The organism is Stenotrophomonas sp. VV52, assembly GCF_002893095.1.
Classification (GTDB): Bacteria; Pseudomonadota; Gammaproteobacteria; order Xanthomonadales; family Xanthomonadaceae; genus Stenotrophomonas; species Stenotrophomonas aracearum.
Genome location: NZ_PKQQ01000011.1, coordinates 40,485 through 63,360, shown reverse-complemented (window position 1 = coordinate 63,360; position 22,876 = coordinate 40,485). Strand labels below are relative to the sequence as shown.

Annotated in this window: 20 protein-coding genes; 17 read left to right on the top strand and 3 right to left on the bottom strand. The window is 67.6% G+C overall.

Going from position 1 to position 22,876, the window contains the following annotated elements:
- Positions 1 to 79: 79 nt before the first annotated feature.
- The 13 genes from fusA to C2U58_RS16335 all read left to right on the top strand — a co-directional run bounded on the left by fusA (position 80) and on the right by C2U58_RS16335 (position 13,914).
- On the top strand, positions 80 to 2,122 hold the full coding sequence (fusA, locus tag C2U58_RS16395; protein ID WP_102946822.1) for an elongation factor G: 2,043 nt from the start codon (positions 80 to 82) through the stop codon (positions 2,120 to 2,122).
- A gap of 70 nt (positions 2,123 to 2,192) precedes the next feature.
- Positions 2,193 to 3,122 (top strand): M14 family metallocarboxypeptidase, encoded by a 930-nt coding sequence (locus C2U58_RS16390; RefSeq protein WP_102946821.1) that lies wholly within the window; start codon positions 2,193 to 2,195, stop codon positions 3,120 to 3,122.
- Positions 3,123 to 3,165: 43 nt separating this feature from the next.
- Entirely contained in the window at positions 3,166 to 4,170 is a 1,005-nt protein-coding gene (gene moaA / locus C2U58_RS16385) for a GTP 3',8-cyclase MoaA (RefSeq protein ID WP_102946820.1), read from the top strand.
- A gap of 7 nt (positions 4,171 to 4,177) precedes the next feature.
- Positions 4,178 to 5,176, top strand: a complete 999-nt coding sequence (gene moaCB, locus C2U58_RS16380) for a bifunctional molybdenum cofactor biosynthesis protein MoaC/MoaB (RefSeq protein ID WP_102946819.1) — start codon at positions 4,178 to 4,180, stop codon at positions 5,174 to 5,176.
- A complete protein-coding gene (gene glp / locus C2U58_RS16375; protein ID WP_102946818.1) occupies positions 5,173 to 6,432 on the top strand; it encodes a gephyrin-like molybdotransferase Glp in 1,260 nt (419 codons plus the stop codon). Before moaCB ends, glp begins: the two co-directional genes overlap by 4 nt.
- Complete coding sequence (locus tag C2U58_RS16370) at positions 6,429 to 6,689, top strand: MoaD/ThiS family protein (protein ID WP_102946817.1); 261 nt, start codon at positions 6,429 to 6,431, stop codon at positions 6,687 to 6,689. The genes glp and C2U58_RS16370 overlap by 4 nt, the downstream gene beginning before the upstream one ends.
- On the top strand, positions 6,686 to 7,189 hold the full coding sequence (locus C2U58_RS16365) for a molybdenum cofactor biosynthesis protein MoaE (RefSeq protein ID WP_102946816.1): 504 nt from the start codon (positions 6,686 to 6,688) through the stop codon (positions 7,187 to 7,189). Before C2U58_RS16370 ends, C2U58_RS16365 begins: the two co-directional genes overlap by 4 nt.
- Positions 7,186 to 7,938: a molybdate ABC transporter substrate-binding protein gene (gene modA / locus C2U58_RS16360; protein WP_102946815.1), complete on the top strand. Its 753-nt coding sequence runs from the start codon at positions 7,186 to 7,188 to the stop codon at positions 7,936 to 7,938. Before C2U58_RS16365 ends, modA begins: the two co-directional genes overlap by 4 nt.
- A gap of 3 nt (positions 7,939 to 7,941) precedes the next feature.
- Positions 7,942 to 8,622, top strand: a complete 681-nt coding sequence (modB, locus tag C2U58_RS16355; RefSeq protein WP_102946814.1) for a molybdate ABC transporter permease subunit — start codon at positions 7,942 to 7,944, stop codon at positions 8,620 to 8,622.
- Positions 8,612 to 9,280 carry an ATP-binding cassette domain-containing protein gene (locus tag C2U58_RS16350; protein ID WP_102946813.1) on the top strand — a complete coding sequence of 223 codons (669 nt, stop codon included), beginning with the start codon at positions 8,612 to 8,614 and terminating at the stop codon, positions 9,278 to 9,280. Before modB ends, C2U58_RS16350 begins: the two co-directional genes overlap by 11 nt.
- Positions 9,281 to 9,373: 93 nt before the next feature.
- Positions 9,374 to 10,798, top strand: a complete 1,425-nt coding sequence (locus C2U58_RS16345) for a basic amino acid/polyamine antiporter (RefSeq protein WP_102946884.1) — start codon at positions 9,374 to 9,376, stop codon at positions 10,796 to 10,798.
- Between the two features lie 6 nt (positions 10,799 to 10,804).
- On the top strand, positions 10,805 to 12,217 hold the full coding sequence (locus C2U58_RS16340; RefSeq protein ID WP_102946812.1) for a basic amino acid/polyamine antiporter: 1,413 nt from the start codon (positions 10,805 to 10,807) through the stop codon (positions 12,215 to 12,217).
- Positions 12,217 to 13,914, top strand: coding sequence for an alpha/beta-hydrolase family protein (locus C2U58_RS16335; RefSeq protein ID WP_102946811.1), 1,698 nt, complete (start codon positions 12,217 to 12,219; stop codon positions 13,912 to 13,914). The genes C2U58_RS16340 and C2U58_RS16335 overlap by 1 nt, the downstream gene beginning before the upstream one ends.
- A gap of 1 nt (position 13,915) precedes the next feature.
- On the opposite strand, the gene C2U58_RS16330 is transcribed toward C2U58_RS16335, so the two are convergent.
- The 3 genes from C2U58_RS16330 to C2U58_RS16320 form a co-directional block, all read right to left on the bottom strand.
- A complete protein-coding gene (locus C2U58_RS16330; RefSeq protein ID WP_102946810.1) occupies positions 13,916 to 14,479 on the bottom strand; it encodes a TIGR00645 family protein in 564 nt (187 codons plus the stop codon).
- Complete coding sequence (locus C2U58_RS16325) at positions 14,479 to 14,979, bottom strand: DUF6491 family protein (protein WP_102946809.1); 501 nt, start codon at positions 14,977 to 14,979, stop codon at positions 14,479 to 14,481. The genes C2U58_RS16330 and C2U58_RS16325 overlap by 1 nt, the downstream gene beginning before the upstream one ends.
- Positions 14,980 to 15,058: 79 nt before the next feature.
- A complete protein-coding gene (locus C2U58_RS16320) occupies positions 15,059 to 15,520 on the bottom strand; it encodes a glycine zipper 2TM domain-containing protein (protein WP_102946808.1) in 462 nt (153 codons plus the stop codon).
- Positions 15,521 to 15,831: 311 nt separating this feature from the next.
- On the opposite strand from C2U58_RS16320, the gene arcA reads away from it, so the two are divergent.
- Genes arcA through C2U58_RS16300 form a run of 4 tightly spaced genes read left to right on the top strand, consistent with a single transcriptional unit; the run spans position 15,832 to position 22,831 of the window.
- The gene (arcA, locus tag C2U58_RS16315; protein WP_102946807.1) at positions 15,832 to 17,082 is read left to right on the top strand and encodes an arginine deiminase; all 1,251 of its coding nucleotides are present in this window, start codon (positions 15,832 to 15,834) and stop codon (positions 17,080 to 17,082) included.
- Positions 17,083 to 17,104: 22 nt separating this feature from the next.
- Positions 17,105 to 18,268 (top strand): efflux RND transporter periplasmic adaptor subunit, encoded by a 1,164-nt coding sequence (locus C2U58_RS16310; protein ID WP_102946806.1) that lies wholly within the window; start codon positions 17,105 to 17,107, stop codon positions 18,266 to 18,268.
- Positions 18,265 to 21,420: a multidrug efflux RND transporter permease subunit gene (locus tag C2U58_RS16305; RefSeq protein ID WP_102946805.1), complete on the top strand. Its 3,156-nt coding sequence runs from the start codon at positions 18,265 to 18,267 to the stop codon at positions 21,418 to 21,420. The genes C2U58_RS16310 and C2U58_RS16305 overlap by 4 nt, the downstream gene beginning before the upstream one ends.
- Positions 21,413 to 22,831 (top strand): efflux transporter outer membrane subunit, encoded by a 1,419-nt coding sequence (locus tag C2U58_RS16300; RefSeq protein ID WP_102946883.1) that lies wholly within the window; start codon positions 21,413 to 21,415, stop codon positions 22,829 to 22,831. Before C2U58_RS16305 ends, C2U58_RS16300 begins: the two co-directional genes overlap by 8 nt.
- Positions 22,832 to 22,876: the final 45 nt, after the last annotated feature.

Below are 22,876 nucleotides of genomic sequence, written 5' to 3'. Positions count from 1 at the left end.
GCCGAGCCCCAAACCTGGCCGCACGCCCGATAGCCAACGGCGGCGTGCGGCTCCCCAGAGTTGGCAGCGAGATACTCATATGAACACCCAGACCCAGACCCGGAACCTCCGTCGCAACCTCGGCATCATTGCCCACATCGACGCTGGCAAGACCACGCTCACCGAACGCCTGTTGTGGAAAACCGGCGAGATCCATCGCGTCGGCGAAGTCCATGACGGCGCCGCCACCACCGACTTCTCGGCGATCGAGCGCGAACGCGGCATCACCATCGGTGCGGCCGCCGTGCAGGCGCATTGGGCGCCGCGCGACGAACCCACCCACCACCTGACCCTGATCGACACGCCTGGGCACATCGACTTCGCCATTGAAGTTGAGCGCTCGCTGCGCGTGCTCGACGGCGCGGTGGCGGTGTTCTCGGCCGTGGACGGCGTGCAGCCGCAGTCGGAAACCGTGTGGCACCAGGCGCGCCGGCATGGCGTGCCGCTGATTGCGTTCGTCAACAAGATGGACCGCATCGGCGCGTCCTTCGAGCGCGTGCTGGCGCAGCTGCAGGACAAACTGCAGGCGCGTCCGTGGGCGATCGGCTGGCCGCTCGGCGCGGAAAGCGATTTCCACGGCTGGGTCGACCTGGTCGACCGCAGCACGGTGCTGTGGGACGACGCCGGCCAGCCGACGCGCAGCGCATGGACGCCCGCCGAACACGAACAGTGGGACCCGCGTCGCGAAGAACTGGTGGAAGCGGTGGCCGACCATGACGAGCTGCTGGCCGAGGCCTGGCTGGCCGGTGAGGCGGTGGACCCCGCGTCGCTGCGTGCTGCGTTGCGCCGGGCCACGCTGGCCGGTGCCGGCGTACCGGTCCTCGCGGGTGCTGCGTTCAAGAGCAAGGGCATCGAAACCCTGCTCGACGCCATCGTGGACTACCTGCCTGCGCCGGAAGACCGGCCGCCCGTGGTCGCCACCGCGGAGCACGGCGAGGTCAGCCTGCCACCGGACCCGAACGGTCCACTCGCGGCGCTGCTGTTCAAGATCACCCACCAGCACCATGGTGCGTTGAGCTTCGTGCGGGTGTATTCGGGCACGCTGAAGGTCGGCGATGCGTTGGCCAGTTCGCAGCATGCGCAGGGACGCCGGGTCAGCCGGCTGGTGCGGGTGCAGGCCGACCAGACCCACGACATCAAGCAGGCGGTGGCCGGCGACATCGTGGCGGTGCTGGGCTGGAAGGACGCGGTGAGCGGTGAGACGCTCAGCGCGCCGTCGCGCCCGCTGCTGCTCGATGCGATCCGGGCACAGCAGGCGGTGCTGGCGTGGCGGTTGACCGCGGAAAAGGCGGCCGACCTGATCCGCATCGCGCAGGGCCTTTCGAGCCTGGCCCAGGAAGATCCGTCGTTCCGCGTCGAAACCGAGGCGGACAGCGGTGAAACCCTGGTCTGGGGCATGGGCGAGCTGCACCTGGAGGTGATGGTGGAGCGGCTGCGCACCGAGTGGAACGTCAACGTCCGCACCGGTGCGCCGCGGGTGGCCTACCAGGAAACCCTCCGGCAGGCTGTGCGTGGTGTCGAAGGCAAGGTGGTCAAGCAGACCGGCGGCCAGGGCCAGTACGCACGGGTGGTGCTGGATGTCAGCCCGCGCGAGGACGGCGAGGTGCATTTCGTCGACCGCACCGTGGGCGGCGTGATTCCGCGCGGGTTCGTGGCGGCCGTGGAGAAGGGCGTGCGCAGCGCGCTGCTGGAAGGGCCACGTGGCCATCCGGTGGTGGGCATCGAGGTGGCGCTGGTCGACGGGCAGACCCATGCCAAGGATTCGTCGGACATGGCCTTCCACCGTGCCGGTGCCGAAGCGGTGAAAGCCGCGCTGGTGCAGGCCGGGACCACGTTGCTGGAGCCGGTGATGGAAGTGGCCATCCACGTGCCGTCGGTGAATGTCGGCGACGTGGTGGGCGACCTCAACCGCCGCAGTGGCCGCGTCGCGTCCATCGAGGACCAGGGCGGCCGGGCGGAAGTGGTGGGCTATGCGCCGCTGGCGCAGTTGTCCGGTTACACCACGTCACTGCGGTCGTTGACCCAGGGCAGGGCATCCAGCGACATGCGCTTCAATGGGTATGAAGAGGTGCAGGCTGCGTAACTTTGGAAACAGGCGGGGGCCGGCAATGCCGGCCCACTTTATAATGGGCGCAATCGTTGCCGGAGTCCCCATGAACACCCCCCATTTCTATCCCGTCGGCACGCCCGGCCAGCCTTGGGGCGATTACGAGCGCGCGGCCTGGCGCGCACGACAGGTCGTGCAGCGCAGCTACGCGGATGATGTGGTGGCCGCACTGAACGCGCTGCCTGACGAATTTTCCGTCGTCCAGTACGGCAAGCTGCAGGCGGGCAACGATGATTACCCGCTGCTGCTGGCCATGACCCGCGACTGGAACCTCGCCCTGCCTACCGCGCTGGTCACCGGTGGCGTGCACGGCTACGAAACCAGCGGCGTGCATGGCGCGCTGCAGTTCCTGCGCGACCACGCGAGCGCCTACGCGGGCCGCTTCAACCTGATCGTCGCCCCGTGTGTCTGCCCCTGGGGCTATGAGCGCATCCAGCGCTGGAACCACGATGCGTTCGACCCGAACCGCAGTTTCCGTGACGGCGGCCTGATCACCGAGTCGGCCGCGCTGATGGCGTGGATCGCCGCACGCAACGACAACCTGCAGGTGCACCTCGACCTGCACGAAACCACCGACAGCGACGCGCATGAATTCGACCCGGCGCTGGCCTCGCGCGATGGCAAGGCGTGGGTGCCCGAGTCCATTCCGGACGGGTTCTACGTGATCGGCAACAGCGAAAATCCCGAACCGGATTTCCAGAAGGCACTCATCGCGGCCGTGGCCCCGATCACCCACATTGCCCCGGCCGACGCGCAGGGCAACCTGGTCGGTCTGCCGCTGCAGTCCAACGGCGTGGTCTGGGGTGAGTCGCGCTCCATCGGCGCCTGTGCCGGTTTCACCGATGCGCGCTTCGCCACTACCACCGAGGTCTACCCGGACAGCCCGCGGACCTCGCCCCCGGAGTGCAATGCCGCCCAGGTGGCGGCGGTGTGCGCGGGACTGGATTTTGCATTGTCGTCACTGTCCCCCCCGTAGGGTTGCTGCTTTAAGGTAGGCGGCAACGCAGGGGGATGAACCGGTGCACGAGCGAGCTGCCCCAGCAGAAAACCCGCTCACCGATGGCTTCGGTCGTCGCTTTCCCTACCTCCGCCTGTCGCTGACCGAGGCCTGCAATTTTTCGTGCAGCTACTGCCTGCCCAACGGCTACCAGGCCGACGGCCGCCCGCGTTTCCTTGAGGTGGACGAGATCGGGCGGCTGGTGAGCGCCTTCGCAACGCTGGGCATGCACAAGATCCGCCTGACCGGTGGGGAACCGAGTCTGCGCAAGGACCTGGGCACCATCATCAAGCGCGTTGCCGACGTCCCGGGCATCCGCAAGGTGGCGATCACCACCAATGGCACCCTTTTGCCGCGGCGCCTGCCGGGCTGGCACCGCGCCGGGCTCACCGCGTTGAACGTGAGCATGGACACCCTGCGCCGCAAGCGCTTCCACGCGATCACCGGGCATGACCGCCTGCCGGAGATCCAGGAAGGCCTGGCGCTGGCACAGGCGCTCGGGATGGAATCGGTGAAGATCAACGCCGTGTTGCTGCGCGGACTCAACGACGACGAATTGCCGGCGTGGATGGACTTCCTGCGCGACCGCCCGATCAGCGTTCGCTTCATCGAACTGATGCGCACCGGCGACAACGCCGACTATTTCGAACGCCACCACCTGCGCGCCAGCGTAGTGGTGGAGCACTTGCTGGCGGCCGGCTGGCGACTGCGCCCGCGTGCTGTCGACGCCGGTCCTGCGCGGGAATATACCCATCCCGATCATCGCGGCCGCATCGGCGTGATTGCGCCGTATTCGAAGGATTTCTGCCAGGGCTGCAACCGGCTTCGGGTCACTGCGCGCGGCGACCTGCGATTGTGCCTGTTCGGTGAGTTCGGGGTGCCGCTGCGCGCGCTTCTGCAACACGACGACGACCGCGACGCGCTGCTGGCCCGCATCACCACCCAGCTTGGCCTGAAGGCGGCCGGGCACGGGCTGCACCAGAACCAGACCGGCCTGGTGCCGAACCTGGCATCGATTGGAGGATGAGTACCGAATGAGTGGCGATATGTCCGCAGCGTTCCACATGGCCGATGTGCGCGACAAGCGCGTAACCCGTCGGCGCGCCGTTGCCGTGGGCGAGTTGCAGGCCGGTCCGGTGGCCTACCCGCTGATCGTCGAGCGCCGCCTGCCGAAGGGCGACGCATTGGTGATGGCCGAGATTGCCGGACTGCAGGGCGCCAAGATGGCATCGGCGCTCATGCCGCTGTGCCATCCCTTGCCGCTGGAGCTGGTGCGGGTGCACTGCGCCCCGGTGCCGGAGCGGCAGGCGATCCGGGTCTGGTGCGAGTGTGCGAGCGAAGCGCGTACCGGCGTGGAAATGGAAGCCCTGGCCGGCGTGAATGCCGCGCTGCTGACACTGTACGACCTGAGCAAGCCGGTCGAGCCCGCGCTGGAGATCGGCCCGGTGCGCCTGCTGTTCAAGGAAGGCGGCAAGCGTGGACTGTGGATCCATCCCAAAGGCATGGACGATGCAGAGCGCGCGCGTTACCAGCCTCGGTCGCCGCGCGACCTGCACGGTGTGGCGTGTGCGGTGATCACCCTGAGCGACCGTGCCAGCGACGGCAGCTACGAGGACCGTTCCGGCCCGCTTCTGGTGGAGGGTCTGCAGGCACTGGGCGGCAGCGTGAGCGCGGCCGAGGTCTTGCCCGATGGCGTGCAACCGTTGGCGCGCCGATTGCAGGCGCTGGAAATTTCCGGGGTAAGGCTGTGCCTGTGCACTGGCGGTACCGGCCTGGGGCCACGTGACCTGACCCCTGAAGCGCTGCTCTCGGTGGGCGGTCGCCGCGTGGAGGGACTGGCGCAGATGGTGCGCAGCCTGAGCGCGCAGCACACCCCGATGGCCTGGTTGAGTCGTGCCGAGGTGGTGCAGCTGGGGCAGATGCTGGTGTTCGCCTTGCCGGGCAGTCCGCGTGCAGCGGCGCAATGCCTGGAGATCCTGGCTCCGGTGCTGGGCCACGCGTTGGCCATGGTCGAAGGAGCCGACCACCGATGATCGACTACGCAGAGGCGCTGCGGCGAATGCTGGCCTGTGCCGACGTGCTGCCCGCTGAAACGATATCGTTGGGCAACGCCCGCGGCCGCGTCCTGGCACGTGATGTCACCAGTCCGCAGTGCCTGCCGCCGTTCGACAACTCGGCGATGGATGGGTTCGCGCTGCGCTGCGCAGGCATACCCCTGCCGGTCGGCGCCATGGTGGAGGTGCAGGGTTCGCAGGCAGCAGGTGATGGTGCCAGCCAAGGCGGTGGCGGCGCGTGGGAAATCATGACCGGCGCACGCATGCCGGATGGGCTGGACAGCGTGATTCCGGTCGAGCAGGTGCGGGTGGTGTCGCGCGCCGACGGGTCTCCGCAACGCATTGAACTGCTGCAGGCGGTCGCGCCGGGCCAGTTCGTCCGCCAGCGCGGGAAGGACGTGCGAACCGGCGACCTGCTGCTCGCGGCAGGCAGTACGCTGGCGACCAACGCGCTCACCGTGCTCCACGCTACGGGCATCGCCGAGGTGGAGGTGCGCCAGCAACCGCGCGTGGCGGTGATCACCACCGGGCGGGAACTGGTGACCGACGCCGGCCAGGCATTGGATGACGGGCAGATCCGTGACAGCAATCGTCCCTATCTGCTCGAACGGCTGCAGCAGGCGGGGGCGGTGGTGGTCTGGCACGGGGTTGTGGGCGACGATGCCAACGCGTTCGATGCCGCCGTAGACCTTGCGCTGGCGGCAGGTGCGCAGCTGGTGGTCAGCACCGGTGCCGTGTCGCAGGGGCGTTACGACCTCATCCCGGAGGCACTGCGTGCGCGCGGCGCCACGCTCCACTTCCACAAGGTCGCGATCCGGCCGGGCAAGCCGCTGCTGTTTGCGCAGTTGCCCGGAGGCGCGTTGTATTTCGGTTTGCCCGGCAACCCGGTGTCGGCGGCCGTGGGCCAGCGCTTCTTCATCGAGCCGGTGTTGCGCCGGCAGTTGGGACTGCCGCCCGAGCGTTCGATACAGGTGCCGTTGCAGGCAGATACGCGGAAGCCGACCGGCCTGCGCTTCCACGCGCGGGCGCGGGTCGAGCTGGATGTTACCGGCCAGGTGTCGGCGCGCGTGCTGGCAGGGCAGGAATCGTTCCGGCTGATGACGACGCTGCAGGCGAATGGCTGGGTGGTGCTGGAGATCGATGGCGACGAGGTGGCCCGCGCGGGCACGCCGGTTCAGGTAGTGGGCTGGGGGCACCGCGAGCCGGTGCAGCTGGCCACGAGGGAGGAGGCATGAGGACGATCCAGGTGCAGCTGTTCGGCGCATTCTCTGAACTGGTGCCCGGGCGGGTGCTGCAGGTGGAGGTGGAGGGTGATCGGGTGGAGGATCTGCGCAGGGCGATGCAGGTGCAGCTGATGCAGGGCTGGCCTTCGTTCCGCTGTGGACTGCTGGCCTACAGTGCGTTTGCTGATGAGCAGCGGGTGCTGCGCGACAGCGAACCGTTGCCGGGCGATGGGCGGGTGGCGGTACTGCCGCCGGTGAGTGGCGGATGAGCGCGGGTGCCCGACAAAGGCTGCATGTCGTGGAGCGCACCGACGAGGCGCTGGATCCGGCCGACGCGATCGCGTTTGTGTCCGATCCTGGTTTCGGTGGCATCGATGTGTTCATCGGCAAGGTGCGCGACCTCAATCACGGACGCGCGGTGCGGGGCATCAGCTATGACCTGTTCGTGCCACTGGTGCTGAACACGTTCCAGCAGCTTGCCGATGAGGTGGAGGCGGAGTTCGGACCCCGGCTCAAGCTGTATGTGGGCCACGCGAAGGGCCGACTCGCGGTGGGCGATGTTGCGGTGGTGATAGCGGCAGGCAGTCCGCACCGCGATGAGGCATTCCGCGCGTGCCGTGCCCTGATTGAAGCGGTCAAGCACCGCTCGCCGATCTGGAAGCAGGAGCATTACGAAGACGGCGACAGCGTGTGGAGCGAAGGCTGCTCGCTGTGCCAGCCGGACTCGGCGGTCGATCATCATTCCAACGAACCCAGGACCGCATCATGATCCGTACCCTGCGTACCCTGTTTTGCCTGGCGGTGCTGGCCACCGCGTTGCCGGCCGGGGCGGCCGGCCTCACGGTGTCGGCCGCGTCCAGCCTCACCGAGAGTTTCCGCGAGATTGGCGCGGCGTACGAACGTGCCCACCCCGGCACCAAGGTGGACCTGAACTTCGCCGCATCCGGTGTGCTGCTGCAGCAGGTCGCGCGCGGGGCACCGGTGGACGTGCTGGCCACGGCCGACACCGCGACCATGGACCAGGCGGCGCAACAGAACCTTCTCGCGGCCGACACGCGGCAACTGTTTGCCAGCAACCAGTTGGTGGTGGTGGTGCCCAAGGCGGCGCGCAACGCGCCGACCTCGCTGGCAGCGTTGGGCGGGGCAGGCGTGCAGCGCGTGGCAATTGGCAACCCGGACAGCGTGCCGGTAGGCCGCTACGCACGCACTGCGTTGCAGGATGCCGGCCTGTGGAAGGCCATGGGCTCCAAGACGATCTCGACACAGAATGTGCGGCAGTCGCTGGACTACGTGGCGCGTGGCGAAGTGGATGCAGGCTTCGTGTACTCCAGCGACGTGAACGCAGGTAGCGACCGCGTGCGGCAGGCGTTCGCGGTACCGCTGAAAACGCCCATCACCTACCCATTGGCCGTCATCAAGGACAGCGCCAATGCCGCCGAAGCCAAGCGGTTCGTGGCGTTCGTGCGCTCGCCGCAGGGGCTGGCGATCCTGAAGAAGCACGGCTTCGGCGCGCCCTGATCGATGGCGTTGGACTGGACCGCCTTGTGGTTGTCGCTGAAGGTAGCCGGCTGGGCCACGGCGATCAACCTGGTGCTGGGCGTGGCCCTGGGCGCATTGCTGGCGCGCCGCCGCTTTCCCGGCCGTGAGCTGCTGGACACGCTGCTGACCCTGCCGATGGTGCTGCCGCCGACCGTTCTGGGCTATTACCTGCTGGTGGTGATCGGCCGCAACGGCCCACTCGGCGCCTGGTTGCAGTCCACCTTCGGGATCAACCTGGTGTTCACCTGGCAGGCCGCGGTGATTGCCGCGGCGGTGGCCTCGCTGCCGCTGGTGTTCAAGCCCGCACGCGCCGCGTTTGAAGCTGTGGACGGACAGCTGGAGCAGGCCGCGCGCACCTTGGGCGTGTCCGAGTTCGCGCTGTTCCTGCGGGTCAGCCTGCCGCTGGCGTGGCGCGGGATCCTGGCCGGGCTGTTGCTGGCGTTCGCGCGGTCCATGGGCGAGTTCGGGGCCACGCTGATGGTGGCGGGCAGCATTCCGGGGCGCACCCAGACATTGTCGATCGCGATCTACGAAGCGGTGCAGGCCGGGCAGGACAGCAAGGCCAACGGGCTGGTGATCCTGACGTCGGTGGTGTGCATCGTGATCCTGCTGGCCGCCGCGCGGCTGGTGGGGCGCAGACCGGAGCCGCGCGATGTGGCTTGACCTCGACATCCGCCGCCGCTTCAGCGCGCCGGGCCAGCAGTTCGAACTGAACGTGCAGCTGCGGTGCACCCAGCGCCAGGTGGTGCTGTTCGGGCCGTCCGGCGCAGGCAAGAGCCTGACCCTGAAGGCCATTGCGGGACTGCTACGGCCCGAGGCCGGGCATGTGCGGTTGGGTGGCGCGACCCTGTTTGACGCCGGGCAGGGCGTGAACCTGCGGCCGCAGCAACGGCGGCTCGGCTACCTGTTCCAGGACTACGCGCTTTTTCCGCACCTGACCGTGCGCCAGAACATTGCATTTGGGTTGCACCGCGGGTGGTTGAATCCGTCCCGCCGCGAGAAGGACGCGGAGGTGGAGCGCTGGATGGCGGCGCTGCGCATCGAGCACCTGGCGCAGATGCTGCCGGCGCAGGTGTCCGGCGGGCAGCGCCAGCGCACCGCGCTGGCCCGGGCACTGGTGACCCGCCCGCAGGCCCTGCTGCTGGATGAGCCGTTCGCCGCGCTTGACCACGACCTGCGCGCGCACCTGCGCCAGGAATTGCAGGAGGTGCTGGAGGCCACCGACGTGCCGTTGCTGCTGATCAGCCATGATCCGGCGGACGTGGCGATGTTCGGCCAGCAGGTGGTTGAACTGGCGGACGGGAAGGTCAGTCGCGCCTGACGTGTCGGCAATCGGATAGTCCACGCACGTCTCACGCCTCATTTACGAAATCCTCTCCATCCTGAACCCTCACAACCGATGCGGGTGCCGGCCATGTCCTCCAATGTCGTGAAAATGACCCGGATGCAGCTGACCGCCATGGTGGTGGGCGGCATGATCGGGGCGGGTATTTTCTCGCTCCCACGCACCTTCGCCGGGGCGACCGGTCCGCTGGGTGCGGTGGTGGCGTGGACCATCGCCGGGTTGGGCATGTACACCCTGGCACGGGTGTTCCAACTGCTGGCCGAGCGCAAACCGGACCTGGACGCGGGTGTGTTCGCCTATGCAAAGGAGGGCTTCGGTGACTATCCGGGCTTCCTGTCCGCATTCGGGTACTGGGTCGGCAGCTGCATCGGCAACGTGTCGTACTGGGTGCTGATCAAGTCGACGCTGGGGGCCTTTTTCCCGGTTTTCGGCGACGGCAACACGGTGGTGGCGATCCTGGTCGCGTCCGCCGGGATCTGGCTATTCCACTTCATGATCCTGCGTGGGGTGCAGCAGGCGGCGGCGATCAACAAGATCGTCACCATCGCCAAGGTCATTCCGATCATCGTGTTCCTGGTGATCATTGCGTTTGCGATGAAGATGGACGTGTTCCGCTTCAACTTCTACGGCGGCGACCTCTCCGGAGGCATCTTCGAGCAGGTCCGCGCCACCATGCTGGTCACCGTGTTCGTGTTCCTGGGCATCGAAGGCGCCAGTGTGTACTCGCGCTACGCGAAGGACCGCAAGGACGTGGGTGCGGCGACCATCACCGGGTTCCTGGTGGTGACCACGCTGATGGTGCTGGTGACCCTGCTGCCGTTCGCGGTGATGGAGCGCGCCGACATCGCCGGCATGCGCCAGCCGTCGATGGCAGCGGTGCTGGAGGCGGTGGTGGGGCGCTGGGGCGCGATCTTCGTCAGCGTCGGCCTGCTGGTGTCGGTGCTGGGTGCGTACCTGACCTGGTCGCTGATCTGTGCCGAGGTGCTGTCGGCTGCGGCGCGGACCAAGGACATGCCGGCGATCTTCGCGCGTGAGAATGCCAATGGCGTACCTTCGGCTGCGCTGTGGGCGACCAACATCATCATCCAGCTGATCGTGATCAGTACGTACTGGTCGCGCGATGCATTCTCGCTGATGCTCAACCTGACCAGTGCGATGTCGCTGATCCCGTTCCTGCTGGTCGCTGCCTACGGGCTGCAGCTCACCAGGCGCGGCGAGACCTACAACGAACGACCCAACGAGCGCGGCCGCGACATGGTGCTGGCCATCCTGGCCACCCTCTACACGGTGTTCCTGCTGTACGCGGGCGGGATCAAGTTCATCGTGCTTTCGGCGGTGCTGTATGCCCCGGGCAGCCTGCTGTACTTCTGGGCGCGCCGCGAGCAGGGCGGAAAGATCTTCACCAAAGCGTCGGACTTCATCATCCTGGGCGTGGCCGTGGTTGCCGCCGTGGTCGGCGTCTACTGGATCGCGACCGGCTACATCCAGATCTGACCGGCCATGGCGCCCACTGCAGGCGACCGCAGGCTCTCGCTGCTCGAGCTGACCGCGCTGGTGGTCGGCTCGATGATCGGCTCGGGCATCTTCGCGCTGCCCGGCGCGTTCGGCAACACGACCGGCGTGTACGGCGCGCTGCTGGCCTGGCTGATCGCCGGTACCGGCATGCTGATGCTGGCGTTCGTGTTCCAGTCGCTGTCGCGGCTGAAGCCCGAACTGGACACCGGCATCTACGCGTACGCCAAGGCCGGTTTTGGCGATTACGCCGGCCTGTTGTCGGCGGTGGGTTACTGGCTCGGCTGCTGCCTGGCCGACGTGGCCTGCCTGATCCTGATCAAGGCCACGCTGGGCCAGTACTTTCCGGCGCTGGGCGATGGCACCACGGTCATCGCGATCCTGTCGGCCTCGCTGTTGCTGTGGGGCTTCCATTTCCTGATCCTGCGCGGGATCAAGGAAGCGGCGCTGATCAACACCATCGCCACGGTAGCCAAACTGGTACCGCTGGCGGTGTTCGTGGTGTTCCTCTTCATTGGCTTCCGCGCCGACGTGTTCGCGCTCAACCTGTGGGGCTTCGAGCCGCCGGCCGCCTCCACCCTGTGGCAGCAGACCCGGGGCACGCTGCTGCTGACCGTGTTCGTGTTCGTTGGCATCGAAGGCGCCAGCGTGTACTCGCGCTATGCGCGTCGCCGCGAGGACGTGGGCATCGCTACCGTTGCCGGCTTCCTCGGTGTGCTGTGCCTGCTGGTGATGGTCACCATCCTCTCCTATGGCGTGCTGCTTCGCCCGGACCTGGCCGCGCTGGCCACGCCGTCCATGGCCGGGGTAATGGAGGCGATTGCCGGGCGCTGGGGCGCATTGTTCATCAGTATCGGGCTGTTGGTGTCGGTGCTGGGGAACTACCTCTCGTGGTCGCTGCTGGCGGCCGAGGTGCTGCATTCGGCCGCGTTGAACGACGCGATGCCGCGGGCACTGGCGCGCGAGAACAAGGCCGGCGTCCCGGATGCGGCGCTGTGGCTGACCAATGGCGTGATCCAGGCGTTCCTGCTGGTCAGCTGGTTCGCCGACTACGCCTTCACCCTGGCGCTGAAGATGACCAGCGCGATGACGCTGGTGCCGTACCTGCTGGTGGCCGCCTACCAGTTGAAGCTGTCCTTGGCCGGCGAGGGCGGGCATGCGCGGATGCGCTGGATCGCCGGCATCGCCACGGCCTATGCGGCGGCGATGCTGCTGTCCGGCGGCAGCCGTTACCTGTTGTTGTCCAGCCTGCTGTACGTACCGGGCTCGATCCTGTTCTGGGTCTGGCAGCGGCAGCGCGGCATTGCGTTCCGGCCGCTGGAACTGCTGGTGCTGGTAGTGCTGTGTACGATGGCCGTGATGGCGTTGGTCGGGATGGGCAGCGGATGGCTGAGGCTGTGATGCGTCGCGTATTCGACCGTCTGAGTGCACCGTATCGGGGGCCACTGTGCCGTACTGGACAGGTGCTGGGTGCGCTGTTTTTCATTGCATCGCTGACCCCCAGCCTGGTGCCGCGCGGGTATGTGGCGCAGGGGTTGTTAAGTGGCGTGTGTTTTGCGCTGGGCTACCTTCTGGGCGTGGCGCTGGCAGGTTTGTGGCACCGGTTGATGCTGCCGGAGCTGGGGAAAGGCCGGCTGCAACGGCTGTTGCGCTGGCTGCCGTGGGTGAGCCTGCTCGCCTGCGTGCTGACTGCGTGGTGGGTGCGCCCCTGGCAGGATTCGGTACGCGCGGTGATGGGCCTGCCGCCGATGGACGAAGGGTTTTCGCTGCGCCTGCTGGCGATCGCGCTGCTGGTGTTCGGCGTGCTGCTGCTGGTGGGGCGTGCCTTCGCGTGGGTGGCGCGACGGGTAGGCGCGCTGTCGCGGCGGGTAATGCCGGCGCCGGTGGCGCGCTTGCTGGGCATCGTGGTGGCCGCCGTGCTGTTCTTCAACATCGCCAACGGCGTGCTGCTGCGTGGCGCGCTGCACGCGGCCGATGCGTCGTTCCGCAGGGCGGATGCCCTGATTCCGCCGGAAGCGACGGCGCCGACGCGACCGGGCAGCACCGGCGGGCCCGGTTCGCTGGTGGCGTGGAAACAGATGGGCCGTACCGGTCGCGATTTCGTACGCAACGGTCCCGAAGCGGCACAGATTGCAGCCTTCACTGGTAAGCCGGCGCTGCAGCCGATCCGCGTCTATGCGGGCCTTCCGTCTGCCAGTACTGCGCGTGCACGTGCGCGGCTGGCACTGCGCGAACTGCAACGCCAGGGCGGCTTCGAGCGCGCCAACCTGGTGGTGATCACGCCCACCGGCACCGGCTGGGTCGACCCGGCGGCGGCCGACAGCCTGGAGTACCTGCTGCACGGCGACGTGGCCAGTGTGGCGGTGCAGTACTCGTATCTGTCCAGTCCGCTCTCGCTGCTGGTCGAACCGGAGTATGGCGAGGAGACCTCGCGCCTGCTGTTCGCCGAGGTCTACGCGTATTGGCGGACATTACCCGTGGATACCCGGCCGCGTCTGTTCGTGCATGGGCTGAGCCTGGGCGCGATGAATTCAGAGCGCTCGGTCAACCTGTTCGACATGATCGATACGCCGATCGACGGCGCGCTGTGGAGCGGGCCGCCATTTGCCACGCGGATCTGGCGGCAGACCACCAACCAGCGCAACCGCGGTTCGCCTGAGTGGCTGCCCGTGTTCCGTGACAGCCGTTCGGTGCGCTTCATGAACCAGCAGGGCACGCCGGTGCCCGCCGATGCGCCGTGGGGCAGGATGCGCGTGGTGTACCTGCAGTACGCCAGCGATCCGATCACGTTCTTCACGCCGTACGACGCGTGGCGGCAACCGGACTGGATGGCCGAACCGCGTGCGCCGGACGTCTCGAAGGAAGTGCGCTGGTACCCGCTGGTGAGCATGCTGCAGCTGGCGCTGGACATGCTGCTGGCCGACCGCACCCCGATGGGGTATGGCCATGTGTTCGCACCGGCGCACTATGTAGTCGGCTGGCAGGCGGTGCTGGGGAGGGGCGACTGGAGCGACGGCGACACCCGCCGCCTGCAGGACCTGCTGGACCCGCTGCGACGCCAGGAGATCGAACGGCGGCGAAACCCCAGCGGCGGGTGAGTCAGGACGGCGGTGGCACGTTCGGAGGCGGATCCTGCGGCGGCAGCATGCGATGGCGGGCCAACCGCTCGGTCACCGCAAGCACCAGGGCCGAAAGCAGCAGCATGCCGTGGATGGCCGACATCCAGCGCAGTGTTTCCGGGTCGATCCGGCTGCCTTCTTCCAGTTTCATGAAGATGCGCAGCAGGGCGATGGCCGAGATCGCGATGATCGACCCCATGAGCTTGTTCTTCATCGCCGCGAAGTCGACCATGCCCATCCACTGTGGACGCCGTTCGCCTCCCGAGTCGATGCGGGTCACGAAGTTTTCGTAGCCGGCCAGGGTGACGATCAGCAGCAGGTTGGCGACCAGCGACAGGTCGATCAGCGAGAGCGCCATCAGCACCGCATCTGCAGCGCCGAGGTCGGTGATGCGCAGCGCGTAGTTGGCAAGCTGGCGAAGGAACACGAACAGCAGCAACAGCAGCGCCACCACCAGCCCGAAATAGAACGGTGCCATCAGCCATCGCGCATCGAACAGACTGCGCGATACATTGCGGCGGATCAGGCTGCGCAGCTTTTCCATCAATCGACCGGCCGGTCGGTGATGTCCGGACCGGTGTCTTCCATCAGGTCGGCCGGACGCTCGCCGTAGATGGTGTTGCGCATTTCACGCCGTGCGTCGCGGATCGCGGTGCCGTCCAGCGGGCGGATCCGGATGATGCGGCAGGACTGCGGCATGGCCACGCTGGAGGTGCGCGGAATCACGCTGTCCCAGCGTGCGTTGACCGTACCGAAAGAGTTGGTGATCTCCACCGTGTGCGCGATCGACAGGCCCGTGCAGCGGCCGCGCAGTTCCAGCAGGTGGCCTACGCTCTGGCTGGTCCATACCGCCAGTGCGCGATCGCCCAGCGGTGTCCACTGGGTCTGGCGCACGAAGCGCGCAAGGCGGAACGAGGCTACTGGCGGCCCGGCATGCTGCACGTACAGATTGAAGCGGTCCTGGGTGCTCAGGGTAGGCGAGGTGGCACATCCGACCAGGGTAGTCACGGTCACGGCAAGCAGTGCGGTCAGCAGGCGGCGCATGGCGGTTCCCTCACGTGAGTGGTGCAGCAGGTCGCCCGTCCCTGTCGGGACGGGCCAGCCCTGGTTCGGTACACCCGGATCAGCGGGTGACGCGGGTGGTGGTGCCGTCGCTGGAAACGCGCACGCGGTCGCCGACACGGTAATCGTTGGCGCTGCCGTCCTGGACCACGGCCACCGTGCGGCCATTCTCGAGCTGCACGGTGATCTCAACGCCATTGCGCGCATTGCGCGACAGCGCATTGCCTGCGGCGCCACCTGCTGCGGCGCCGGCGATCGCACCGACCGCATTGGCGCGGCTACCGCCGCCGATCGAGCTGCCGGCCACGCCGCCAATCGCCGCGCCGACCAGGGTGGGCACGCCGCGCGAGTCGTTCTGGATCTGCACGCCACGGATCGACTGGATGGTGCCCATCTGTACGTCCTGGGCACGGCCTACTTCAGACCGGTTGAAGGTGCTGGGCGTGGTGTGGGTGGCGCAGCCTGCCATGAACAGGGCAGACGCCAGCAGCGCCGTGGCAACGCCTGCATGAGGAAGTTTCATTGTGTGTCTCCATCGAGTGAATGCGCGGAACACGGAAGGAATGTCGCCGTCCCTGTGCGTGATTCGGGTCCTTGCAGCAGCGATTAACTACCTGCGGGGTAATGCGGATGTGAAGACGCTGCAAACGCCTAGCGCGGCAACAGATCCTCGACTTACAGCGGTTTTACAGCACTGTCCGAAAACCGACGTTCACCTGCGCATTACCTTTTCAGGGCTACTTCTTCACGCACGCTCACTGCATCCAATGGCCGACCGCGACGGCACGCGGGGCCGCGTCTTCCCCACGTTCCGTGATCGAGAGAGGTCCGCACATGTCCACTGCACCGGTGTATGGCGTTCATTCCGAAGTTGGCGTCCTCAGGAAGGTGATGGTCTGTTCCCCGGGCATGGCGCACAGTCGCCTGACCCCGCGCAACAAGGACGACCTGCTGTTCGACGATGTGATCTGGGTCGACAACGCAAAACGCGACCACTTCGATTTCATGTCCAAGATGCGCGCCCGTGGCGTGGACGTGGTCGAGATGCACGACCTGCTCACCGAGACGCTGGAGATCGACGAGGCGCGCAACTGGATCCTGGACCACCAGATCAACGCCAATGAAGTAGGCGTGGAGTTCATGGCCGAGGTGCGTGCCTACCTGCAGGGCATGCCGGCGCGGCAACTGGCCGAAACCCTGATCGGCGGCCTGAGCGTGCTCGACCTGCCGGACGACTTCGCCGGCCCGACCCTGCAGAAGGTGCGCGAGGTACCCGACCTGGTCGGCTACCTCCTGCCGCCGCTGCCCAACACCCTGTACACCCGCGACACCACCTGCTGGATCTACCAGGGGGTGACCCTGAATCCGCTTTACTGGCCCGCGCGGCATGAGGAGACCATCCTCACCACGGCGATCTACAAGTTCCATCCCGATTTCACCAAGGCCGACTTCCCGATCTGGTTCGGCGACCCGACCGTGGACTACGGCAACGCCACGCTGGAAGGCGGCGACGTGCTGATTCCCGGAAACGGCATCGTGCTGGTGGGCATGAGCGAGCGCTCCTCGCGCACCGCCATCACCCAGCTGGCGCAGTCGCTGTTCAAGAACGGTGCGGCCACGCGGGTGATCGTGGCGGTGATGCCGAAGCTGCGTTCGGCCATGCACCTGGACACGGTGTTCACCTTCGCCGACCGCGACGTGGTGACCGTGTTCCCGGGCATCGTCGACCAGATCCGCACGGTCTCGCTGTATCCCAGCGACAAGGACCCGGGCTTCGAGATCGTGTTCGAAACCAAGCATTTCAACGACGTGGTCGCCGAAGCGCTGGGCTTCAAGCAGCTGCGCATCGTCGAATCCGGCGGCGACCGCTATGCGGCCGAACGTTCGCAGTGGGACAGCGGCAACAACCTGGTGGCGATGGCACCGGGCGTGGTGGTGGCCTACGACCGCAGCACCCAGACCAACACCGACCTGCGCAAGCAGGGTATTGAAGTGATCAGCATCGTCGGGGCGGAACTGGGGCGTGGGCGTGGCGGTGGCCACTGCATGACGTGTCCGCTGATCCGGGACGCGGTGACGTTCTAGTCTTTAAACGGAGGCCGGAAGGATGCGATTCCCAGGGTGGATGGCGCGTGCATCGGTACTGGCGGCGGTTGCGCTGGGAATGGCGGCCTGCGGGCGGGGCGGCGGGCCGGCGGGCGGTGAGCGGCCCCCAACCCTGGTCGCGGTGGAAGTGGTGAAGGCACAGAGCGTGCCCAACATGGTGGAACTGCCGGGGCGGGTGGAGGCCAGCCGCTCGGCTGAGGTGCGGGCGCGCGCCGATGGCATCGTCGAGCGCCAGCTGTACGTGGACGGCACCGAGGTCGAGGCCAACGCACCGCTGTTCCAGATCGACCCGCGCGACCTGCAGGCACGGGTGCAGCAGGCCCGCGCCTCACTGGCCTCGGCCCGCGCGGCCAAGGCGCAGACGTCCTCACTGCGCGCGCGCCTGTCCACGCTGGTCCAGCGCAAGGCGGTGAGCGTGCAGGAGTACGAATCGGCGCAGGCCTCGTTCCGCCAGGCCGACGCCGCGTTGATGGAAGCGCAGGCGGCGGTGGACCGCGCCCAGCTGCAACTGGACCATGCCACCGTGCGCGCGCCGATCAAGGGCCGCACCGGGCGCGCCCAGGTCAGTGAAGGCGCGCTGGTCAGTGCGGCGGCGGCCACGCTGATGACCCGTATCGACCAGGTCGACCCGGCGTTCGTGATCTTCAATCCGTCCAACATTTCGATGAACGAACTGCAGCGCGGCGTGGCCGACGGCCGTATCGACGTGGGCGACAACAAACAGGTGAAGGTGACCATCCTGCTCGACGGTGGCGAGCGTCTGCCCACCCAGGGCGTGGTGGATTTCAGCGAAACCGCGATCGACCCCGCCACCGGCAGCCGGACCCTGCGTGCGCGCTTCCCCAATCCGGATGGCCGGCTGCTGCCCGGGCAGTTCGTGCGCGGCATCCTGCAGATGGGCAGCATCCGCAACGGCACCAGCCTGCCGGAGCGCGCGATCCAGGTCGGCGAAGACGAGGCCAGCGTGATGCTGGTCAACGATGAGAACGTGGCGGTACGCCGTGCGGTGACGCTCGCCGGGCAAGCCGATGGTCGCTGGGTGGTGCAGAGTGGCCTGACCCCCGGTGACCGGGTGATCGTGGACGGCTGGCACAAGATCCAGCCGGGGCAGCCGGTTTCCATCCAGTCCGAGCCGATTCCCAAGGCGAAGGCCAAGGCTCCATGAGCGGTTATTTCGTCTACCGCCCGGTCCTGGCGTGGGTCATCGCGCTGTTCGCGATCCTGTTCGGCGGCATCGCGCTCAGCACCTTGCCGGTGGAACAGTACCCGGACGTGGCACCGCCCAGCCTGAGCATTTCGGCCACCTTCGTCGGCGCCGACGCGCAGACCATTGATCGCACTGTGACCTCGGTGATCGAGAACGAGCTGAGCGGCGTGGACGATTTCCTGTTCATGACCTCGACCAGCCGCGCCAATGGAACCGCGCAGATCCGGGTCACGTTCCGCAGCGGCACCGATCTGGACATCGCCCGTTCGCAGGTGCAGGACCGCCTGGCCCGGGTCGAGCCGCGCCTGCCCGACGAAGTGCGGCAGATGGGCGTGCGCGTGACCCAGGCCAGCAACGGCTTCCTGATGCTGGTCTCGTTGCAGTCGGACAAGGGGCGCTATTCGGCGCTGGAACTCGGCGACTACGCCAACAGCAACGTCGCCGACGAACTGCGCCGCGTGCACGGCGTGGGCGATGTGACCCTGTTCGGCTCCAGCTACGCGATGCGGATCTGGCTGGACCGCGAGAAGCTGGTCAGCTATGGCATCTCACCCGGTGAGGTGATGGCGGCCGTGCGCGAGCAGAACGCGCAGACCGCCGGTGGCGGCCTGGGCCTGCAGCCGACCACCCCTTCGACCGAGACCACTGCGCAGATCGTGATGCGGGGGCGTTTCAGCACCCCGGAACAGTTCCGCCAGGTCATCATCCGCGCCACGCCCGGCGCGGCCACGGTGCGGCTTGGTGACGTGGCGCGGGTGGAGCTTGGCAACGACAACTATGCCTTCAACCTGCGCTTGAACGGGCAGGAGAACGCGGGCCTTGCGGTGTCGCTCGCCACTGGCGCCAATGCACTGTCCACCGCCACGGCGGTGCGCCAGCGCATGCAGGAGCTGGAATCCAGCTTCCCGGACGGCATGCAGTGGAGCACCCCGTTCGACACCACGCCTTTCATCGTCGAGTCGGTCAACGGCGTGGCGATGACCATGCTGCAGTCGCTGGTGCTGGTCTCCATCGTGGTGCTGCTGTTCCTGCAGAGCTGGCGGGCGGTGTTCCTGCCGACGATCGTGGTACCGGTGTCGCTGCTCGGTGCCTGCCTGGGCCTGCTGGCCTTTGGGGTCTCGATCAACCTGCTGTCGCTGTTTGCGATGGTGGTGGCGATCGGCATCCTCAACGACGACGCCATCGTGATCGTGGAGAGCGTCGAGCGGATCATGCGCGAGGAGGACCTGCCACCGCGCGAAGCGACCGCCAAGGCGATGGGCCAGCTCTCCGGCGCGATCATCGCCACCACGCTGGTGCTGCTGGCGGTGTTCATTCCGATGGGATTTTTTCCCGGCTCGGCGGGCGGCATCTATCGCCAGTTCGCGGTCACGCTCAGCGTCTCGCTGGTGGTTTCGACCATCCTGTCGCTGACCCTGGCGCCGGCGATCTGCGGCGCGATGCTGCGTCCAGCCAAGGAGCAGGAGGGCAAGGGCGGCCCCGCGCGGCGGCTGTTCACTGCGATCAACACCGGGCTGGACCGCAGCCGCCGCCGTTATGCCGGCTGGGTGGGCAGCATGCTGGTGCGGCCGTGGCTGTGGATCGGCGTGTTCGCGGTGGTGACTCTGCTCACCGGGCTGCTGTATGCGCGACTGCCAGGCGGCTTCCTGCCGACCGAGGACCAGGGCTACATATTCGTCGCCTACAACGCCGCGCCCGGCGCCACCATGGAGCGTACCCGTGCTGCCGCCGAGCAGGCCGAGGCGATCCTGCGCCAGCAGCCGGAAGTGCGCAACGTGGCCACCGTGATCGGCTTCAGTTTCTTCGGGCAGGGCCAGGCGGTGGGCATGTCGTTCGTCGACCTCCACCCGTGGGCCGAGCGCAGTGGCAGCGACCACAGCGCGATGTCGCTGGCCGCGCGCATGAGTGCGGCGTTCACCCGCATTCCGCAGGCGCAGGTGTTCGCGCTGAATCCGCCTGCGATCCAGTCGCTGGGCAATGCCTCCGGCTTCAGCATGAAGATCGAGGACCGCAGCGGTGTTGGCGGGCCGGGGCTGAGCGCTGCGGCCATGGGCATTGCCGCCCGTGCCGCCGCCAGCGACCGGCTTACCGGCGTGCGCCCGGAAGGCATGCCACGCGCGCCACAACTGTTCGTCGACATCGACCGCACCCAGGCGCGTGCGCTGGGCGTGCAGCTTTCACAGGTCAACCAGGCGCTGGGCATCATGTTCGGCTCGGCCTACGTGAATGATTTCGTGCGCCAAGGCAACGTGCTGCGGGTGTTCATCCAGGGCGATGCCGAACAGCGCATGCGCGCCGAGGATGTCTCCGACCTGCGCGTGATCGGCAACAACGGGCAGTCGGTTCCGTTCTCGGCGTTCGCCACCACCCGCTGGACGGTGGGCGAGCAGCAGGTGGAGCGCTACAACGGCTTTCTCTCGGCCACGGTCTCGGGGCAGGGCGCGCCGGGCGTGTCCAGCGGCGCGGCGCTGGTGGAGATGGAACGCATCGCCGACGATGTGCTTCCACCCGGCATGCGCCACGAATGGACTGGCACGGCACGCGAAGAACGCGAGGCGTCCGGCCAGGTCGGCATGCTGCTGGGCCTGGCTTTCATCGTGGCGTTCCTGCTGCTGGCCGCGCTGTATGAGAGCTGGGTGACCCCGGTGATCGTGCTGCTGGTGGTGCCGCTGGGCATCCTGGGCGCGGTGGTGTTCACCGCCGCGCGCGGCATGTCCGCCGACGTGTACTTCACGGTGGGCCTGGTGACCATCATCGGCCTGGCAGCGAAGAACGCGATCCTGATCGTGCAGTTCGGCTTGGACGAAGAAGCGCGCGGCGTGCCGGTACGCGATGCGATCCTGCAGGCTGCGCAGCAGCGCCTGCGTCCAATCCTGATGACCAGCCTGACCTTCGTCGTCGGCATGGTGCCGCTGGTGATCGCCACCGGGGCCGGTGCGGCCAGCCGCCAAGCGGTGGGTACCGGCGTGCTCGGCAGCATGCTCAGCGCCACGGTGTTCGGCATCTTCTTTACCCCATTGTTCTATTACGTGTTGCGCCGGCGTGCGCGGGCTAAGCAGGTGGACCCGGCGACCGCCGACCCAGTGAAGCGCGAGGGTGACCATGCATAAGCGCATGCTCGGGCGGGCAGGGGTGGCGCTGCTGGCGTGCCAGCTGTGTGCGTGCAACCTGGCGCCCACGTATGAGCGCCCCGAAGCACCCGTGCCGGCAACGTATCCGCCCTCGGCCGTGGACGGTAGCGTCGCGCCGTCGATTCCGTGGCAGACCTACTTCCACGACCCGGTACTGCGCGACCTGATCGGTCAATCGCTGGCGTACAACCGCGACCTGGCCGGTGCCGCCGCCCGCATCGAACAGGCGCGCGCCCAGTTCCGGATCCAGCGCAGCCAGCGCCTGCCCGGGCTGGATGCCAGTGCCTCGGGCCAGCGCCAGCGCGGGCCGTTGAGCCCAGCTGACAACGCGCCACGGGTCACGCTGGAAAGTTACGGCGTGCAGGTGGGCATTCCCTCGTTCGAACTCGACTTCTGGGGCCGCGTGGCCAACCTCAGCGAGGTCGCGCGGCGGCAGTACCTGGCCACGGTGGAAGCGCGCAACACCGCCGAGCTCTCGCTGGTGGCGAACGTGGCCGCGAGCTACTACGCGGTGCGGGCCAGCCAGGAGGGCATCGTGCTGGCCGAGCGGTCGCTGACCAGCCGCAACGAAACGCTGGAACTGGCGCAGCTGCGCATGGATGCCGGGCTGACCTCGTCGATCGACTTCAACCAGTCCTATGCGCTGGTTACCCAGACCGAGCTGCAGCTGGCGCAGCTGCGTCGTACCCAGGGCCAGGCGCTGCAGCTGCTGCAGTTCCTGGTCGGCACTCCATTGCCGGCGACCCTGCCGGCCGGGCTGCCGCTCGACCCCGACGCGCAGTTGACCCGGCTCGACCCGGGTCTGCCCTCGGCGTTGCTGGAAGCGCGCCCGGACGTCCGACTGGCCGAGCACCAGCTGCGCGCGGCCAACGCCAACATCGGCGTGGCACGGGCGCTGTACTTCCCGATCATCGCCCTGACCGGCGCGGGTGGGTATGCGTCCACCGAGCTTTCCGGCCTGGTTTCGGACAGCAACCGGGTCTGGTCATTCGGCGCGGGCGCAGTGCTCCCGCTGCTCGACTGGGGCGCCCGCCGCGCGCGCGTGGATGCGGCCAACGCCGGGCGCGACGAACGCGAAGTGGCCTACCAGTCCACCGTGCAGAACGCTTTCCGTGAAGTCGCCAGTGGACTGGTCGCGGCCGAACAGAACGACCTGCAGATCGCCGCGCAGGTGCGTGCCGTGGAAGTGCAGCAGGCGCTGGTGGTGACCGCGCACGATCGCTACGACGTGGGCCTCACGCCTTACCTGGAAGTCCTCGACGCCGAGCGCAACCACTTCGCCGCCGAACAGAACCTGCTGCAGCTGCGCGCCGCCGCGCTGCAGGACGCGGTGAACCTGTACGCCGCACTCGGTGGCGGCCAGGACCTGCGGGAGCGACCCGTCGACTGATCGTGCAGTGCACCCGTGATCCGCAACTCCAGTGAGGTACACCTT

Excerpts from the sequence above, each read along its gene's own strand:
- fusA (WP_102946822.1), top strand. The coding sequence starts at position 80 with ATGAACACCCAGACCCAGACCCGGAACCTCCGTCGCAACCTCGGCATC.
- C2U58_RS16390 (WP_102946821.1), top strand. The coding sequence starts at position 2,193 with ATGAACACCCCCCATTTCTATCCCGTCGGCACGCCCGGCCAGCCTTGG.
- moaCB (WP_102946819.1), top strand. The coding sequence starts at position 4,178 with ATGAGTGGCGATATGTCCGCAGCGTTCCACATGGCCGATGTGCGCGAC.
- glp (WP_102946818.1), top strand. The coding sequence starts at position 5,173 with ATGATCGACTACGCAGAGGCGCTGCGGCGAATGCTGGCCTGTGCCGAC.
- C2U58_RS16370 (WP_102946817.1), top strand. The coding sequence starts at position 6,429 with ATGAGGACGATCCAGGTGCAGCTGTTCGGCGCATTCTCTGAACTGGTG.
- C2U58_RS16365 (WP_102946816.1), top strand. The coding sequence starts at position 6,686 with ATGAGCGCGGGTGCCCGACAAAGGCTGCATGTCGTGGAGCGCACCGAC.
- modA (WP_102946815.1), top strand. The coding sequence starts at position 7,186 with ATGATCCGTACCCTGCGTACCCTGTTTTGCCTGGCGGTGCTGGCCACC.
- modB (WP_102946814.1), top strand. The coding sequence starts at position 7,942 with ATGGCGTTGGACTGGACCGCCTTGTGGTTGTCGCTGAAGGTAGCCGGC.
- C2U58_RS16350 (WP_102946813.1), top strand. The coding sequence starts at position 8,612 with ATGTGGCTTGACCTCGACATCCGCCGCCGCTTCAGCGCGCCGGGCCAG.
- C2U58_RS16345 (WP_102946884.1), top strand. The coding sequence starts at position 9,374 with ATGTCCTCCAATGTCGTGAAAATGACCCGGATGCAGCTGACCGCCATG.
- C2U58_RS16340 (WP_102946812.1), top strand. The coding sequence starts at position 10,805 with ATGGCGCCCACTGCAGGCGACCGCAGGCTCTCGCTGCTCGAGCTGACC.
- C2U58_RS16335 (WP_102946811.1), top strand. The coding sequence starts at position 12,217 with ATGCGTCGCGTATTCGACCGTCTGAGTGCACCGTATCGGGGGCCACTG.
- C2U58_RS16330 (WP_102946810.1), bottom strand. The coding sequence starts at position 14,479 with ATGGAAAAGCTGCGCAGCCTGATCCGCCGCAATGTATCGCGCAGTCTG.
- C2U58_RS16325 (WP_102946809.1), bottom strand. The coding sequence starts at position 14,979 with ATGCGCCGCCTGCTGACCGCACTGCTTGCCGTGACCGTGACTACCCTG.
- C2U58_RS16320 (WP_102946808.1), bottom strand. The coding sequence starts at position 15,520 with ATGAAACTTCCTCATGCAGGCGTTGCCACGGCGCTGCTGGCGTCTGCC.
- arcA (WP_102946807.1), top strand. The coding sequence starts at position 15,832 with ATGTCCACTGCACCGGTGTATGGCGTTCATTCCGAAGTTGGCGTCCTC.
- C2U58_RS16310 (WP_102946806.1), top strand. The coding sequence starts at position 17,105 with ATGCGATTCCCAGGGTGGATGGCGCGTGCATCGGTACTGGCGGCGGTT.
- C2U58_RS16305 (WP_102946805.1), top strand. The coding sequence starts at position 18,265 with ATGAGCGGTTATTTCGTCTACCGCCCGGTCCTGGCGTGGGTCATCGCG.
- C2U58_RS16300 (WP_102946883.1), top strand. The coding sequence starts at position 21,413 with ATGCATAAGCGCATGCTCGGGCGGGCAGGGGTGGCGCTGCTGGCGTGC.